General features: G+C 58.6%; 15 protein-coding genes. 14 read left to right on the forward strand and 1 reads right to left on the reverse strand.

What is annotated here, in order from left to right; translation table 11 throughout:
- The first annotated feature begins 107 nt into the window (after positions 1-107).
- Complete coding sequence (acnA, locus tag EO087_RS06030) at positions 108-2852, forward strand: aconitate hydratase AcnA (protein WP_128898077.1); 2745 nt, start codon at positions 108-110, stop codon at positions 2850-2852.
- Between the two features lie 276 nt (positions 2853-3128).
- A complete protein-coding gene (locus EO087_RS06035; protein WP_128898078.1) occupies positions 3129-4814 on the forward strand; it encodes an AMP-binding protein in 1686 nt (561 codons plus the stop codon).
- 282 nt (positions 4815-5096) lie between these two features.
- Here EO087_RS06035 and EO087_RS06045 read toward each other — a convergent pair whose 3' ends face one another.
- Entirely contained in the window at positions 5097-6164 is a 1068-nt protein-coding gene (locus EO087_RS06045; RefSeq protein WP_128898080.1) for a hypothetical protein, read from the reverse strand.
- Positions 6165-6858: 694 nt separating this feature from the next.
- On the opposite strand from EO087_RS06045, the gene EO087_RS06050 reads away from it, so the two are divergent.
- From EO087_RS06050 to EO087_RS06105, 12 genes are read left to right on the forward strand one after another with little or no spacing between them, the layout of a single operon-like run.
- Positions 6859-7206: a hypothetical protein gene (locus tag EO087_RS06050; protein WP_164931780.1), complete on the forward strand. Its 348-nt coding sequence runs from the start codon at positions 6859-6861 to the stop codon at positions 7204-7206.
- Between the two features lie 37 nt (positions 7207-7243).
- A complete protein-coding gene (locus EO087_RS16685) occupies positions 7244-9547 on the forward strand; it encodes a phage tail sheath C-terminal domain-containing protein (RefSeq protein WP_128898082.1) in 2304 nt (767 codons plus the stop codon).
- 47 nt (positions 9548-9594) lie between these two features.
- Positions 9595-10122: a phage tail protein gene (locus EO087_RS06060; RefSeq protein WP_128898083.1), complete on the forward strand. Its 528-nt coding sequence runs from the start codon at positions 9595-9597 to the stop codon at positions 10120-10122.
- A 47-nt stretch (positions 10123-10169) separates the two neighbouring features.
- The gene (locus tag EO087_RS06065) at positions 10170-10874 is read left to right on the forward strand and encodes a hypothetical protein (protein ID WP_128898084.1); all 705 of its coding nucleotides are present in this window, start codon (positions 10170-10172) and stop codon (positions 10872-10874) included.
- A complete protein-coding gene (locus EO087_RS06070) occupies positions 10871-11581 on the forward strand; it encodes a hypothetical protein (RefSeq protein ID WP_128898085.1) in 711 nt (236 codons plus the stop codon). The genes EO087_RS06065 and EO087_RS06070 overlap by 4 nt, the downstream gene beginning before the upstream one ends.
- Complete coding sequence (locus tag EO087_RS06075; RefSeq protein WP_128898086.1) at positions 11578-12825, forward strand: DUF4255 domain-containing protein; 1248 nt, start codon at positions 11578-11580, stop codon at positions 12823-12825. Before EO087_RS06070 ends, EO087_RS06075 begins: the two co-directional genes overlap by 4 nt.
- 5 nt (positions 12826-12830) lie before the next feature.
- On the forward strand, positions 12831-14807 hold the full coding sequence (locus EO087_RS06080) for an ATP-binding protein (RefSeq protein ID WP_164931781.1): 1977 nt from the start codon (positions 12831-12833) through the stop codon (positions 14805-14807).
- Positions 14804-15169 (forward strand): hypothetical protein, encoded by a 366-nt coding sequence (locus EO087_RS06085; RefSeq protein WP_128898088.1) that lies wholly within the window; start codon positions 14804-14806, stop codon positions 15167-15169. The genes EO087_RS06080 and EO087_RS06085 overlap by 4 nt, the downstream gene beginning before the upstream one ends.
- Entirely contained in the window at positions 15162-15764 is a 603-nt protein-coding gene (locus EO087_RS06090) for a hypothetical protein (protein WP_205744448.1), read from the forward strand. Before EO087_RS06085 ends, EO087_RS06090 begins: the two co-directional genes overlap by 8 nt.
- A gap of 13 nt (positions 15765-15777) precedes the next feature.
- Entirely contained in the window at positions 15778-16143 is a 366-nt protein-coding gene (locus EO087_RS06095; protein WP_205744449.1) for a LysM domain-containing protein, read from the forward strand.
- On the forward strand, positions 16136-17275 hold the full coding sequence (locus EO087_RS06100) for a hypothetical protein (RefSeq protein WP_128898089.1): 1140 nt from the start codon (positions 16136-16138) through the stop codon (positions 17273-17275). Before EO087_RS06095 ends, EO087_RS06100 begins: the two co-directional genes overlap by 8 nt.
- Positions 17276-17294: 19 nt before the next feature.
- Positions 17295-17813, forward strand: a complete 519-nt coding sequence (locus EO087_RS06105; protein ID WP_128898090.1) for a phage baseplate assembly protein V — start codon at positions 17295-17297, stop codon at positions 17811-17813.
- Positions 17814-17888 lie beyond the last annotated feature (75 nt).

Genomic DNA, 17888 nt, shown 5'->3' on the forward strand with positions numbered 1-17888 from the left:
CGCGACATCGGTCAGAAGTAAAACCAGCTCCCTTGCAATTCCCCTAACGTCTGCAGGTCTAGCATTCCCCTGCTATGCCCCCCGATTCCACACGACAGGAGTTCCCCATGCTGGATTCATTCGCCACCCGCGACACCCTCAACGTCAACGGCAGCCCCTACCAGATCGCCAGCCTGACCAAGCTGGGCAAGCAACTGGATATCAAGCGACTGCCCTATTCGATGAAGATCCTGCTGGAGAACCTGTTGCGCCACGAAGACGGCGTAAACGTCACCAAGAAGGAAATCGAAGCCGTCGCCAAATGGGATGCCAAGGCCGAGCCGGATACTGAAATTTCCTTTATGCCGGCGCGTGTGGTGTTGCAGGATTTTACCGGTGTGCCCTGCGTGGTCGATCTGGCCGCGATGCGCGACGCAGTGGTGAAGCTGGGCGGCGATGCCAAGCAGATCAATCCGCTGGCGCCGGCCGAACTGGTGATCGATCACTCGGTGCAGGTGGATGTGTATGGCTCCGCCTCGGCGCTGGAGCAGAACGTCGACATCGAATTCCAGCGCAATCAGGAACGCTATTCATTCCTGCGCTGGGGCCAAAAAGCCTTCAACAACTTCAAGGTCGTGCCACCGCGCACCGGCATCGTGCATCAGGTAAATCTGGAACATCTGGCACGCGTGGTATTCACCCACGAAAAGAACGGTGCGGCCTGGGCGTATCCGGATACGGTATTCGGCACCGATTCGCACACCACCATGATCAACGGTCTGGGCGTACTGGGCTGGGGCGTGGGCGGCATCGAAGCGGAAGCGGCGATGCTCGGCCAGCCTTCGTCGATGCTGATTCCACAAGTCGTTGGCTTCAAGCTCAGCGGCAAGTTATCCGAAGGCGTGACCGCTACCGATCTGGTGCTTACCGTCACGCAGATGCTGCGCAAGTTGGGCGTGGTGGGCAAATTCGTGGAATTTTTCGGTGACGGCTTGAAGCATTTGCCACTGGCCGACCGCGCGACGATCGCCAATATGGCGCCGGAATATGGCGCAACTTGCGGCATCTTCCCGATCGATCAGGAAGCCTTGAACTACCTGCACCTCTCCGGGCGCAGCAAGGCACAAATTCAACTGGTGGAAACCTATGCCAAGGCACAAGGCCTGTGGCATGACGAACACACACCGCCGGCCGAATTCAGCACCACGCTGGAATTGAACCTGGCCGAGGTAAAACCCTCGCTGGCCGGCCCGAAGCGTCCGCAAGATCGCGTCTTGCTGGAAGACGTCAAAAAGAGCTTCCATGCCAGCCTGGAAGGCCTGACCGCCAGCCGTAAGGCCGACCCCAGTCACCACGCGCGCTTCGCGGGTGAAGGTGGCGGCACCGCGGTCGGCCACGATGCCAGCGCGTGTGCCAAAGGACCGCGTGTGCAATGGAACGGCGAAGATTTCCACCTCGAAGATGGCTCGGTGGTGATCGCCGCCATCACCTCCTGCACCAACACCTCCAACCCTGCGGTCATGCTGGGCGCCGGCTTGTTGGCGAAAAAAGCCGCGGCCAAGGGCCTGAAGGCGAAGCCCTGGGTGAAGGCTTCCATCGGCCCCGGCTCCCTGGTGGTGACCGATTACCTGAAGAAAACCGGCCTGCTGCCCGAACTGGAAAAAACCGGCTTCTATGTGGTGGGCTATGGCTGCACCACCTGCATCGGCAACTCCGGCCCCCTGCCCCAGGAAATCAGCAAGGGCATTGCCGAAGGCGATCTGGCTGTCGCTTCAGTGCTGTCGGGCAACCGTAACTTCGAAGGACGCGTGCATCCGGAAGTAAAGATGAACTACCTGGCCTCACCGCCCTTGGTGGTGGCCTATGCCTTGGCCGGGTCGCTGGATGTGGATCTGTCGAAGGATGCGCTGGGCACTGGCAGCGATGGCGAGCCGGTATATCTGAAAGATATCTGGCCCAGCAACAAGGAGATTTCGGACCTGATGGCGAACGCCGTCAATCCGGAAATGTTCGCCCACAACTATGCCGATGTGTTCAAAGGCGACAGCCGCTGGAACGCTATCGATTCGCCGGAGGGTTCGGTCTATCGCTGGACCGATTCCACCTATATCAAGAACCCGCCGTACTTCGACGGCATGACCATGACGACCGGCAAGATCGAAGATATTCACGGCGCGCGCGCCCTGGGCGTATTCGGCGATTCGATCACCACCGACCATATTTCGCCAGCCGGTTCCATCAAAAAGGACAGCCCCGCCGGCCGCTTCCTGATCGGCAAAGGTGTGGAACCGAAGGACTTCAACTCCTACGGTTCGCGTCGCGGCAACGATGATGTGATGGTGCGCGGCACCTTCGCCAACATCCGCATCAAGAACCTGATGCTGGATGGCGTGGAAGGGGGTTACACCTTGCACGTGCCCAGCGGCGAGCAGATGGCCATTTACGACGCGGCGATGAAATACAAAGCCGACAACACCCCGCTAATCGTGATTGCCGGCAAGGAATATGGCACCGGCTCCTCCCGCGACTGGGCCGCCAAAGGCACCCTGCTGCTAGGCGTAAAAGCCGTCATTGCCGAAAGCTTCGAGCGCATCCATCGCTCCAACCTGGTGGGCATGGGCGTATTGCCGCTGCAATTCAAGGATGGCGAGAACGCAAAGTCGCTGGGGCTCACCGGCAAGGAAACCTTCGAGATCACCGGACTGAAAGACGGCGAGTCGAAGGAAGCCACCGTCGTCGTCAAAGGTGAGGGCGGCGAGAAGACTTTCACGGTGAAAGTGCTGTTGCTCACACCGAAAGAACGCGAATTCTTCCGCCATGGCGGCATTCTGCAATACGTACTGCGTCAACTCGCCAGCAAGAAGGCGGCCTGATCGTTGCGATAGCAAGGCCATAGGTAAACGCCACCCGCGGATGGCGTTTACTTTTCAAAGTCGAATCAGAACCACATCCGGCTCGTGATGAAGCCGGCCGGCGCGAGTATCAGGCACCCGAACCTGTGTGCTGGCCTCATCGTCCACCTGCCGAAAATCTCGCTGCGACGCCGCTTGCTGCTGTACGCGGGCGTATGCTCCAATGCCTCGCCCGCATGATGCCGATGCCAGTCTTCGCCACCATCGGCATGTCACTACTGGAGGTTGGGATCGAACATGAGCAACGAGCGTCCTTGGCTGGATCACTACCCCGCTGGCGTACCCGCAGAAATCGACCTTGATCAATACACGTCAGTCACTGCAGTGATCGAAGAAGCGTTCGAGCGCTTCAGCCAACGCCCAGCCTTCCACAGTTTCGGCAAGCGACTCAGCTACGGCGAAGTCGACAAGCTCAGCCGCCAATTTGCCAGTTATCTAACGGGTGAACTGAAACTAACCAAAGGCGATCGCTTCGCGATCATGATGCCCAACTGCCTGCAATACCCGATCGCGCTGCTCGGTGCGCTGCGTGCGGGCCTGACAGTGGTGAACACCAACCCGATGTACACCGCACGCGAACTCAAACACCAGCTTGAGGATTCCGGCGCTAAAGCCATCCTGGTACTCGACAACTTCGCAGCGACCTTGCAACAAGTGGTCGGCGAGACGGAAGCAAAGCACGTCATCACCACCGGCATCGGCGACCTGCTGGGCGCCAAGGGTGCGGTGATGAATCTGGTGGTGAAGCACATCAAAAAGATGGTGCCACCTGTCAACCTGCCACACGCTGTGCGTTTCAACGATGCGTTGAAACGCGGCGCGCGTTATCCGCTGACGCAACCGAAGGTCGGTCACGACGACATCGCCTTCCTGCAGTACACGGGGGGGACAACCGGTGTGGCCAAGGGTGCCATGCTTACGCACGGCAACATGATTGCGAACATGCTGCAAGCGGGTTCGTGGATTGGCGCCAATCTGAAGGAAGGCCAGGAAGTAGTGATTACAGCCCTGCCGCTGTATCACATCTTCTCGCTGACGGCGAACGGCCTGGTGTTCATGCGCCTGGGCGGCCTGAGCTGGCTGATTACCAATCCGCGCGACATGCCAGGCTTCGTCAAGGAGCTGCGCAAGTCCGGATTTACTGCGTTCACCGGCGTCAACACACTGTTCAACGGTTTGCTTAACACCCCCGGCTTCAGCGAGCTGGATTTCTCCAAACTGCGCCTTTGCCTGGGTGGCGGCATGGCCGTGCAGCGTGCCGTGGCGGATCGCTGGAAGAAGGTTACCGGCTGCACCCTGGCCGAAGCTTACGGCCTAACCGAAGCATCGCCGGCCGTGTGCATCAATCCGCTGGATCTGAAGGATTACAACGGCTCTATCGGCCTGCCGATTCCCTCCACCGACATCGAAATCTGGTCGGAAGACAACCAGCCACTGCCACAAGGTGATGTTGGTGAGCTGATGGTGCGCGGCCCGCAAGTGATGAAGGGTTACTGGCAGCACCCGGATGAAACAGCCAAAGTGCTCACGCCCGACGGTTGGCTGCACACGGGTGACATCGGCAAGGCCGATGAAAACGGCTACTTCTATATCGTCGATCGCAAGAAGGACATGATCCTGGTCTCCGGCTTCAACGTGTATCCGAATGAAATCGAAGACACCGTGATGAAGCATCCAGGCGTGGCGGAAGTCGCCGCGATCGGCATGACCGACGAACATTCCGGCGAAGCAGTGAAATTGTTCGTGGTGCGCAGGGACCCCAACCTGACAGTGGAACAACTCAAGGAGTTCTGCCGCGAGAATCTTACCGGCTACAAGCGCCCAAAGGTGATCGAATTCCGCGATTCGCTGCCCAAGAGCAATGTGGGCAAAATTCTACGGCGTGAATTGCGGGATGAGAAGAAACAGGCGGTTACGGGCTGATCGAAGGTTGGGATGCAAACCCTGAAGTATCCCCACGTTTTTACTCCTCCACAGCAGCGCGCATCCGCCATGGACACCGTGTGGCAGCCCGCCGCACAAACTTGTCCCGTAATCACGATCAAGGGTGTCAGGAGTTCTTTGAATTAGGTTTATGCGTTATTTCAGCGCCGGAAAAATTATTTCCTACCATACGGCTATCTCGAAAAGATACGTCATCAAGATGGGAGAACTTAAAGTTCGCGCCTTGCATATCGCAACGCGCGTATAGATTATAAGCCTAACTTACGCAAGTTTAAATCTTGTGACAATCGTGGATAACCTAGGAAAGCCTCCTGTAATATCAACTTCATTTTCTTTGCAATTATTCGCATCTGCATAATCTCTAATATATGCACTATCCATCATATCCAATATGTCATCTTCCTTCATTGGATCAATACCAAATGCAGAAAAAATCCTTTCCCCTTCGTTGTTTTTCCCGACATAGATGGCATGATGTCCAGAAAGTAAATAAGCAGGACCGATTGGGTAGTCTTCATGATTTTCGAAATACACAGCATCGCCTGGTATTAATAAATTATTGTTATTAACTATTAGATCTTCCGTGAAATCATTGAAGGTAACAAAGTCGTTTTGATCAATAGAAATTGACTCATTATAAACAGCAAATTTTTCACCCTTTTCCCTAACAGCATGCACATCCTGCGAGTTAACATATCCACTCATATATGACAACTGTTTAGCTAATGAACAATCCAAAGTATTTTTAGACCGATTACTTATTACGTCTTTCAACGCACAATCCACGTCTCCAGAATTCGTCCAGAATGCTAACCCATCTTTTGGTGCAACCGGGGCTTTCTTTTCGGTTTTTCTTCCTCTAGCTCGCACCTGTTTACCTATCTTTTTCTCTACCTGCTTACCTCCTTGTTCTTTGTTTCTTATATTATCAGTCTTCACGATCTTATTTGTTTCGTTATCAGTACACGTTTCAATAACCGCCCATCTGTTACCATGAAGCATGTATAAATCTGAATCTACGTTATAAGATGAATTATTATTTAGGATCGCCATAGTATGTAAAGAAATACACCTTGCATACATATTTTTAACGCTTAAATTTCCTGATGCAACAAGGCCAGACGCCATTTCCTCCAGATGAGAATCATCCATTCCATTAACGGCATCTACTGCTAACGGATTGGGCGAATGTCGCAATAAAATTGCTTTTAAGTCGCAGCCATTTGAATAAGTGTGACTTACATTTCCAATATTTATAGTGCTAGATTTATTTTCATAATTTTCTGTGGCGTAATTATTCATAAATTTCTGTTGCACATTACCTATCATGAGCTTTTCCTGTTTCTATGTGGACAATATTGTTGGCGGTTGTTTTTAGCTAACAATGCGACTTGGGTAAGTAAGAAAAATTGAACGGCGTACAATAACTAAACTTCACCATACTCAAAGATCAGACAAACACCTGAGTTTTGTAACTATTCAACCTGATTCCGTGAGCTCCTGGCTCGCACCCCACATGCCCGCTTGCTTTGCGTAGGATCACCCACTCACCCGCCGGGTGAGTCAAAGATCACTCGCAAACCCAGAGGCCATGCGCACTGCGCGTTAGGAGGTCACGGAATATGGTATTCAACCGCCCCTTAGTTGCCGCCGCTTGAAAAATTGATCTTGTCCCTGAATCACAGACACTCGGCTAAGCGACGTGTCGTAGCTCGAACTCAACTGGGCCGAGATAATACGATCACACACAACTCGAGCATCATGTCGTAAAGTGCTGATCTTTCGAAAGACGTGGGTCATCGATGGGCTGGGCAGCGGAAGAATTCGTGGATCTGTTGGCAATGTATCGCCCTAGACCCACGATTTTGGTAGCCGGACAAATCGCGGGTGCATAAGGACAAAAAGATCCACGCCGCAACACATGATGCGTACTGCATAGCCCCTGCTCCACCACGCCGCGCCTGGACAAAATCATCCTGCCGCCCTTCCTCCCACTGGCAAATAGCTCAACGAAAACACGGGTTTGATAACCAGCCCGCGGTGGCATCTGGTTTGCCTTGCTTATCCGGTGAACAGCGGACCGCCGTATCGAGCTGATCCCAACTTACGCTCTGTGCTGGCGTGTCTGGCGCGCTATTTGCGCGCTAATCCGCTTGCCGGAGATACCCAGGAAGGCATCACGCAGTGGTGGCTTGGTCTTGATCCGTCGTCAACGGAACAAGTGGCGCAAGCACTAGCTTGGTTGGAAGCGGAGGGTTTGCTGGAAGCAGTGCAACAGACGGATGGCCTCGTTCATTACCGGAGAACCGTGCAAGACGCCGCTACCGAAGCCAGGCTCGATCAATTGATTCGCGATACCACCGTTCCGTAACAGGCATCGATTTTCTACCTCGACAAGGTGCACGCGCATGGCCACGACCTACACCTATCCTGGCGTGTATATCCAGGAACTCCCCAGCACCTCGCACCCCATTGCCGGTGTTCCCACTTCCATCGCCGCCTTTGTCGGCTACACCGCTACCGGCATCGACAACCGCGCGCAACTGATCAACAAGTTCGGCGATTTCGAACAGCTCTATGGCGGTGTCGCCTCCAACAGTGAATTGAGCTATGCGGTGCAGCAGTTCTACGCCAATGGCGGTGGCCCGGCTTATGTGGTGCGTACGCCCGGCTTGTCGGTGGGTGCCGAAGCTGCCACGGTAACGTTTGGCGCCTTCACGTTCGGCGCACTCAGCAGCGGCACGGCGGCCAATGGCAACCTGCTGATCGATATCGACTACATCGGCCTGACACCCGGCGGCAGCAGCGGCGATCCCACCACCTTCAATCTCACCGTCACGGATCTGATCACCGGCAACTCGGAATATTTTCCGTCGGTCACCTTTCAGAACACGCTGAGTAACTTCGTCCAGGCGGTGGTGAACGATCCGGACAATGGCTCGCAGTTGATCAACCTTACCCTCATCAACGCTTCGATCTACTCGACGTATACGACATCGACGGCGATGCCCCAGACCGGTTTTGTCGGTAGTGCCGTGACGCCCTATGCGATTGCCGCGGCGATGTGCGGCACCACCACCATCAGCGGCACCGTGGATATCACCCGCGGCAGTGCAAACGTCACCGGCAGCAGCACCACGTTCTCCACGGCATTGAAATTCGGCATGTGGGTGACCTTCAGCGGCGACACCACCGGCCCCTACCAAATCCAGTCGATCGGTTCGAACACCAGCCTGACACTGACGACCAATTTCACCGGCACCACCGCCACCGGCGTCTCGCTCACCGTGCCTGGCAGCGTGCCTAGCGGCAGTACCCTGGCGCAGCCGCTGTCCAACGCGGATTACGGCCTGGTCATCAACACGACCGATCCAACGCCTCCTCCATCGGGCCTACCGATCACCGTCAAGATCATTTCGAAGAACACGGCCTCGAACACCAGCCTGGTGCCGATGACACTCAGCGGCCTGGCGATGCAGATCCAGCAGGCCATCAACGCCGTACTTGCCGTGCAAGTACCCGGTGCTACCGCCCTGGTCACCGTCACGTCCGTGCCGGGAGCGACGGGCGGACAGGCGCTGCGCCTGAGCGCCATGTTCCCTAACTATCCGGATGCTGTGCTGAGCTTTACCGATCCATCCTCGTCAAGCGGTCTGTCGGCCAGCACCAGCCTACTTGGCATTGGCGGTTCGACCGGAGCCAACGCTTCGCACTATGCGTTGGGCACGGGGCACGCCAACTACGGCGAGCAAACCACGTCCACTCTGGGCGAGTTTGGTGGCCTCCCTGCCAGTGCGGATTTGATCGGCGATCCTGGCGCGTTCACCGGCATTTACGCCCTGCAGAAAATCGACATCTTCAATCTGCTGTGCATTCCAGACGCCACGCGTGCGCAGCCAGGCGATCCTAGCGCCCTGGACACCACCGTCAATCCGAATGCCATCTACAGCGCGGCGATTGCGTTCTGCGATCAGCAACGGGCCTTCCTGCTGGTCGATCCGCCACCGGATGTCACCACGGTTGCCGGCGCGGTCGACTGGAAGAGCAGTCAGTTGTCGGTCGTCGATCCCAATGGCGCCGCGTTTTGGCCGCGTCTGCGCTTGCCCGATCAAAACAACAATTATCAGCTGCGTACCTTTGCACCCTGTGGGGTGGTCGCGGGTGTGTATGCAACCAACGATGCCCATTTCAACGTGGCAACCGCACCGGCCGGCACCGGCGCCTCGCTGAGTGGCGTGCAAAGCATGATCTATAAGATGACCGATCAGGAAAACGGCTCACTCAATCCGCTCGGCCTCAATTGTTTCCGCACCTTTCCCAACTATGGTCCCGTGCTGTGGGGCGCGCGCACTCTGGTCGGCGCCGATGCGCTGGGCAGCCAGTGGAAGTACGTACCCGTGCGCCGCACCGCCTTGTTTATCGAATCCAGTCTCTATCAGGGCACGCAATGGGTCTGCTTCCAGCCGAATGACGAACCTTTGTGGGCCGCGATCCGGCTCAACGTCGGTACCTTCATGCAGAACCTGTTCCTGAAAGGGTATTTCCAGGGCACCACGCCGGCGCAGGCGTACTTCGTCAAATGCGATAGCGAAACAACCACGCAGAACGATATCGATCTGGGCATCGTCAACATCCTGGTCGGCTTCGCGCCGCTGATGCCGGCGGAGTTCGTGGTCATCCAGATTCAGCAGATCACGGGACAGTCCTCGTAACGGCGACAACGCACCGGATAACGCCATCCATGCAGCGGAGATGACCCATGGCCGAGTTCACCGTCAATCCTCTACGTTTTGATCCGTACAAGAACTTCAAATTTCGCCTGAAATGGGACGGCCGGTATGTCGCCGGCATCAGCAAGGTATCCGCGCTCAAGCGCACCACCCAGGTGGTGAAGTTTCGCGAAGGCGGCGATCCCACCATCAGTCGCAAATCGCCAGGACTGAATGATTACGATGCCCTGGTACTCGAACGCGGCGTAACGCACGACCTGGCTTTCGAAGCCTGGGCGGCGAAGGTATGGCAGATCGGTGTCGCGCCGGGCAGCGAAATATCGCTGGCCGATTTTCGCAAGGACGTGATCCTGGACTTCTTCAATGAAGCCGGCCAACTGGCGATCAGCTACAAGATCTATCGCGCCTGGGTCTCCGAATACCAGGTGCTGCCGGATCTGGATGCCAACGCCAACGCCGTAGCGATCCAGCACATCAAGCTGGAAAACGAAGGCTGGGAGCGCGACACCAGCGTCAACGAGCCCACCGAACCGAGCTTCAATTCCACCAGCGCGTGACCGGTGCGTCATGCACCCGCGCCTTTTCCGTGACATGGAGTTGATCGATGCATGCATTGTCCGGCGAACGGTTGTTGCAAGCCTGGGAGCAGGCCGAACACCAGCATGGCTTGCAGCGTGCGCTGAGCATGCTCGCTATCGCCTTGCCGGAGGTTGAGCCTGTCAAGCTAGCCGAACTGCCCATCGCCGAACGGAACCGTCTGCTGCTGCAACTGCGACTGATCAGTTTCGGCCCTACCGTACAGGGCTACGCCAGCTGTTCGCATTGCGACAGCGCCATGGAGTTCAGCCTACCTGTCGAGCATTTGCTGAGCTGCATGGAAGCGCCGGTAACCTCCATCGCGTGGGAGGAGCTAGATCAGCGCTTCCAGCTTCGCGCCGCCAACACGCTCGACTTGCTGGCCACGGTGGACATCGCCGACGTAGCCGCCGCCGAACAAGTCCTGCTCACGCGCTGCCTGCTGACCCATGAAGGACAGGACGGACCAAGCACTGCCATCGCACTCGAAAAATTCGAACAACTGCATGCCGCTTCCGAATTGCGCTGCGCGCTGGCTTGCCCGCAGTGCGCGCAGGAAGCCTTTTGCGAGCTGGATATCGCGAGTTTCCTCTGGCTTGAGGTGCGCAACGCCGCCTTGCGGCTGTTCAGCGACATCCACACCCTCGCCCGGCAGTACGGCTGGAGCGAAAGCGCCATTGCCAGCATGAGTGCGCAACGGCGCGAAACCTATCTGGAGCTGACGAACGCATGAGCAACATTCTCCAGCGCATGGTCTTGCGGGCACGCGATCCCGCCATGCGTGGTGGCGCGCGGATCGAGCCGGTACTGGCCGTACGCCATGCACCCTCCGCACTTGTCGAGCGCGCGCAAGAGAACATTCCCGCCGCACCGCGTTCACCTGTTCCTTCTACTGCTCACGCCGTGCCATCGATCGACACCGCCGTCAACGCGACACTCGCGCAGACATGGCCCGTTTCCTTGGCTACAACAAGGCAAGCAACGACGTCCAGCGACGGGCATGAAACGACAGAGCCACCTCTGCATCGCATGCCGACGCAGCAGCTCGCCGCGCCGACTATCCAGCTCGCACCGCACGGAACGGTCGCGGAAGAACACCCGCTGGCAGACGAAAACTCAACGCCGCCACGCGCGTCCGTCGACACCAAAACCGTCTTCGTTCCGACGATCGCACCGATATCGACCACACCATCACGACCTGAAAACGCACCCATCACCGAGCGCAAAGTGACGCCAGTCGCGCCTCCACCCGCGCGCGTGGACCGAACATACTCACCCGAACCGCCTGCCGCAAACAGCGTGCAGGCCACCCCGGAGATCACCATCTCCATCGGCCATATCGACCTCCGCAGCGCCCCGGCGCCAAGCACTGCGAAACGCACCGAATTTCGACCACGTGTCAGTCTTAGTGAGTTCCTCGCGCGGGAGGGACGGCGATGAGCACGTATCTCGCCGTCGGCGGCGTCAGTGCGGTGCTGCGCTATCTGCTGACCAACGCGCTGACCGATGGCGGCCCCACCACCATCCTGACGTCGCCGCCCGGCATCACCGCCACCTCGCCGGACCTGGTTCCCACCGGCACCGGCGAACAGCCGCGCCTGAATCTTTTCATGTACTACGCCAGCCTCAACCCGTCCTTGCGCAATCTTGGGCTACCGTCGCGCAACGGCGCGGGTTCGCAGATCAGCCATCCGCCACTGGCCGTGAACCTGCACTATCTAGTCAGCGCCTATGGCAGCAATCAGTTCGATCCGGAGATCTTGCTTGCCTGGGCCATGAAGATCTTCCACGACACCCCCGTGGTGCCACACGTGACGATTGCGCAGGCGCTCGCCGCGTTGCCTTCCTCCGCGGAAGGCTCGCTGATCGCCGGCAGCATGCTGGCCAGCCAGATCGAGCACATCCGCATTACGCCCGAAACACTCACCACCGAAGAAATCTATCGCTTGTGGACGGCGTTCCAGACCAACTATCGCCCGACCACGTCGTATCAGATCTCGGTGGTGGTGATCCAGGACACCAGCAGCTATACCTCGAACCTACGACCCGCGCAGCGTACCGTCACCGCCCTACCCCTGCTGACGCCGGTTATCGACCATCTTTCGCCCTGCCAGGTGGCTGCCGGCGGCACGCTGACGTTGCAGGGCAGCAACTTCACCGGCAGCGCGCCCAACAGCACCCTGGTTTCGTTCAACTACACGCCTGGCATCGCGCCATCGGTGCTGCAACCCCATAGCCTGCAAGTCGTGGTGCCCAGCACCTTGCAGGCGGGCACTTGCACACTGCGGGTGCAGACCACCGTCACCTATCCGCTCACGTCGGCGCCGCATCCGGGTTTCAGTTCCAGCCCAATGCCGTTCCAGTTGATACCGACCATCACCACCGCAACGCCGATCACGATTGTGCAAGGCGCCACCCTGACGCTTTCGCTTTCGCCGGCCGTCGGCACCATGCAAAAGGCCGTCTTGCTTATCGGCGACAACGCGATCCCCATCGATCAACGCTCGCCGCTGGGGCCGCCATCGTCCGCCACGCTGGACTTCCCGATCCCCACCGATTTTCCAACCGGCACCTATCCGGTACGCGTTGAGATCGACGGTGCGCAGAGCAAGCTCACGCTCGACACCACCATCGGCAGCCCGACTTACGGGCAGTTTCTACCGCAAATCCTGGTGACGCCATGAGCGCCATGTCGCCTGAATCAACCCGTGACGAGATGCGCGAGGAACCCGCACCGGCCGAATCGCTCAGCACCGCGCTTGATCGCGTGTATCGCTGCCTGATGACAGCTACGGGCCAAAGCATGCCAGATACCGCTACCGCCCCTGCCGGAGAACGGGTGATGGCGGAACAACCCAGCATCGCCTTGCAGCGACTGCGACACATGTTCGATCTCAGCGAGTTCGAACGCGACGTGCTGCTGCTTTGTGCCGGCGCGGCGGCTGAATCGCGCTTTCTCGCCGCCTGCTCAGCCGCCCAACATGAGCGTAGCGCGACCTGGCCCAGCTTCGGCCTTGCGCTGAGCGTGTTGCATCGTCCGCATTGGAGTGCGATCAGCCGCGCACGTCCTTTGCGGTACTGGAATCTGATCGAGGTGACCAGCAGCCAAGCCGGCACGTCGCTGATGTACGCGCCACTGCGCATCGACGAACGCATTCTGTTGTACCTGCTTGGCGTGCCGGCCCAAGACGAACGTCTGGAAGCCTATATTCGCCCGATCCGCGACAGTCACTTCATCGTGGACGAACAGCGTGACACGCCACTCGAAGCCATGCTGGATGTCGCCGTCTCGCATTGGCAACATCCGGCTGAATACGGTGAGCCGATTCTGCTATGCGGCGACCATCCCGCTACGCGCAAGTCCGCATTCATGGGGCTTTGCCGCCGCGCCAGCTTGCAGCCCTATCAACTCGATACAGGCAGCCTTCCCGGCACACCGGTCGAACGCGAACAACTCGCACGCCTGTGGATGCGCGAGTCGGCCCTGCGTCCTTCGGCGCTCTATATCCGCTGCAAGGACGGTGACGACATCCCGCAACTCGCCGCATGGTTGGAAGGGATACAGGCCCCTATCGCCGTCGATACACCGGCCGGCTCGGCCGCCGAGCGTCTGCCTGGATGGCGCATCGACGTACCTGCCCTGTCCGCCGAACAGCGCAAGACCATCTGGATGGAACGGCTGGGTCCGGACGCTACCCGCCTGAATGGCTCGCTTGATCGCGTCGTCGAGTATTTCCATTTCGACGAATCGACCATCCGCCTGGCCGCGACCACCGCACGTGAAAGTGCGCTGGCCAGTCGCACCGATGCCGACCGCGTAACCTGGCATATCTGCCGCCAATACGCGTGCCGCTCGCTGGACCATTTGGCGCGACGGATCGAACCACGCGCCAACTGGTCCGAGCTGGTGCTGCCGCCGGAGCAGACCGAGATACTGCGGCAGATCGCCATCCACCTGCGCCAGCGTGCGGTGGTCAACGATCGCTGGGGATTTGCCCAGCGCTACAGCCGCGGCCTCGGCCTCAGCGCCCTGTTTGCCGGCGAAAGCGGCACCGGCAAAACCATGGCCGCGGAAATCCTTGCCGGCGAGCTGGATCTGGATCTGTACCAGATCGATCTTGCCTCACTGGTCAGCAAATACATCGGCGAAACCGAAAAGAACCTGCAGCGCGTCTTCGATGCGGCGGAAGAAAGCGGCGCGATCCTGCTGTTCGATGAAGCCGATGCGCTGTTCGGCAAGCGCAGCGATGTGCGCGACAGCCACGATCGCTATGCCAATCTGGAAGTGAGCTATTTGCTGCAACGCATGGACAGCTATCGTGGCGTGGCGATCCTCACCACCAATATGCGGCATGTGATGGATCCGGCGTTCGTACGGCGCATCCGTTTTATCGTCCAGTTTCCGTTCCCGGACACCGCTTCGCGCGAACGTATCTGGAAAAACATCTTTCCCGCCTCGGCGCCCCTGGACGCGCTCGACTACGCACGCCTGGCCCAACTGAACGTATCGGGCGGCGTCATCCGCAACATCGCCATGCACGCGGCCTTTCTTGCCGCCGAACAAAACAGTGCGATCGGCGCGCGACACATGCTGTCCGCCGCGCGCATCGAGTATTCCAAACTGGAGAAACCACTAACCGCATCGGAAACACGAGGATGGACATGACCCAGCCATCACCCATGCGTGCCCTAGCTGGCGGCCAAAGCCGTGCCATGCGCCCGGATTCCGTCGCTGCGCCGCCAAACACGCGGCTGCATATCGACATCCAGCGCCTGACCTTGTCCGGCTATACACCCGATCAGCAGCGGCGCTTTACCCAGACCTTGCACACCGAGCTCCATCGTCTAGCGCACCATCTTTCTTCCGGGAACGTTTCTTCCTGGAACGGCGCCGCGCACGCACGCATGGCGCAACTGGATGCAGGACAACTGCCGATCGGCGCTGCGCCGGAAGACGCGGCCAAACAACTGGCGGCGCGACTGTTCGATCGTCTGCGTTCGGCCAAGGGAGGCAACGCGCGTGTCTAATATTTCACCCCTGCTGAAGAAAGGCGCGATTCTCTCGCTCGATGCCAACCTCGGCATTTCGCTAAGCAGCATCATGCTGCAATACAACCCCGAAACGATCACGCGCTCGCTGAAACCGCAAAGCGTCGGCGACGAACCAGACCGCACCGAAATCCTACGCCTGAAAGGTCCGCCGATCGAAACGATCAAGTGCGACATCGTGATCGATGCGATCGACCAACTGGAAAACTCCGACCCCACCGCGATGAGCCTGGGGATACAGCCGCAACTGTCCGCGCTGGAATTGCTGATCTATCCGACCAGCGCCACGCTGATTTCCAACGAGCAACTGTCGCTGAGCGGCACGCTGGAAATCCTGCCGATGGAAACCAACCTGACGGTATTCGCCTGGAACAACCAGCGGATTACGCCGGTACGCATTACCGACATGGAAATCACCGAACAAGATTTCGACCCGCAGCTCAACCCGATCCGCGCCAAGGTATCGCTGGGCATGCGCGTGCTCAATATCAACGACGTGAGCTTCCAAACCCCTGCCGGGGCGCTGTATCTGACTTATCAGACCAGCAAGGAAGCCATGGCCCTGCTTGCATGAGGCGACGCATATCATGGACCAGGCACTTGCCAGCTTGATAACCGGCGCCGCGGGTACCGGCGCGCCGACCAACCACTCCAGCCGCTACTGCGGCGCGGCGACGCTGCCGTATACCTTGCCTGATGGCGCGCAAGTGATGTATCTGGCGCGGCGCATCGTGCCCAAGGCGAGCATCTATCCGTCGGTACAGAGCTACGCGATCGTCGACGGTGACCGGCTCGACAACCTGTCCGCGAAATGTCTCGGCGATCCACTGCTGTACTGGATGATCTGCGACGCCAACAGCGATACCGATCCGGATGCACTGACCGCGCAAGTCGGCTGCAGCATCCTCATTCCATACAGTGCCGGTATTCCACCAGGAGCGCGCAATGGCTAACGCGCTCTACCTCACGCTGCTGGTGGGTCCGGTGATGGCCGTGCCGGCGCCAAAGGCATTGGTCGATGCCTTGGTGTCGGCGGAGGTGACCGAATCGGCCACCGGCAAAAGCGGTTTTCAGCTCACCTTCACGCTGGCCGACCAATCGGTGCTGCAAACCTTTTTCCTGCTGATGGGTTCGTCGCCAATTCCGATCCTGCGCGTGATCCTGATGGCCAACTTCGGCGGTTTGCCGCAAATCATCGTGGACGGCATCGTCCTGCATCACGAAGTGCAGCCGGATGCGATGGAAGGCTCGGCGTCCAAACTGGTGGTGACCGGGCAGGACCTTTCCGCGCTGATGGATTTGATCGATCTGTCCGGCCTGCCCTATCCCGGCATGAGTCCGGACCTGCGCGTGTTGTTGATGCTGACCAAGTACATGCCCTTCGGCATCATTCCCGAAGTGATTCCCGTACTGATACCGGACATCGAAATCCCGATCGTGCAGTACGCGACGCAGAAGAAAACCGATCTCGGCTATATCCAGGAATTGGCCAAGGATGTCGGTTACGTCTTTTACGTCACACCAGGCCCGACACCCGGCACGTCGCAAGCGTATTGGGGGCCGCAAGTGCGCTTCGGCACGCCGCAACAGTGCCTTAATGTCAACATGGATGCCTGGACCAATGTGGAAAGCATCAACTTCCGCTACGAACCGCAGAGTTCGGTGATACCGCTGGTGTTCTATCAGGAGCCCATTACCAAGCTGGTTTTTCCGATACCGATTCCACCGGTGACGCCGTTCAATCCGCCGCTGGGTTCGCTGGTGCCAGTGCCACTCAAAGTGGAACAGATGAACGAGACGGCCAAGTTGCCGATCGCGCAGGCGATCATGCAGGGCATGGCGCGCTCGGTGCAAACCGCCGATGTGATCACCGCCGAAGGCTCGCTGGATGTGCTGCGCTACGGCGACATCCTGCGCGCGCGCAGTCTGGTCGGCATGCGCGGCGCCGGCCTCACTTTCGACGGCGTGTACTACGTGGATAGCGCCACGCATCGGCTGAAACCTGGCGAATACAAGCAAAGCTTCGTGCTCAAGCGCAACGCATTGGTGACCAACGTGCCCGCCGTACCGGCGGCGGCCTATTGAAACAACGGGGAGCGAGTCGATGGAAGTGCGTCCTGGCAAATATCTAGGCAAGTACCGAGCCACGGTGATCGATAACGTCGACCTCATGAAGATTGGTCGGCTGATGGTGCAGATTCCGGCGGTCTCCAACATCCTGCCATCGACCTGGGCCATGCCGTGCATGCCGTTCGGCGGCATTCAATGCGGCATGTATGCGGTGCCGGCCATCGGCGCCGGCGTGTGGGTGGAGTTCGAGCAAGGCAATCCGGACTATCCGATCTGGGTCGGCAGTTATTGGGGTTCGGCAGCGGAAGTACCGGCGCTGGCGCTGGCCTCACCACCCGCCATACAAACCGTGGTGCTGCAAACCATGCTGCAAAACACCTTGATGATCAGCGACGTGCCGGGACCCACCGGCGGCATCCTGATCAAGTCCACCACCGGCGCGATGATCTCGGTGTCGGACACCGGCATCATCATCAGTAACGGCCAGGGTGCGACCATCGTGATGGCAGGGCCGTCGGTCACCGTTAACGCCGGCGCGCTGGTGGTGACGTAAGAGCCTCCCTACGATCCCGGCGTGGCCCGCGCCGAGATCTGTTTGCCTGACGGGCAAGGAGGAACGAAGGCGTGT

Origin of the sequence: Dyella sp. M7H15-1 (assembly GCF_004114615.1) — a bacterium.
Taxonomy (GTDB): Bacteria; Pseudomonadota; Gammaproteobacteria; order Xanthomonadales; family Rhodanobacteraceae; genus Dyella_B.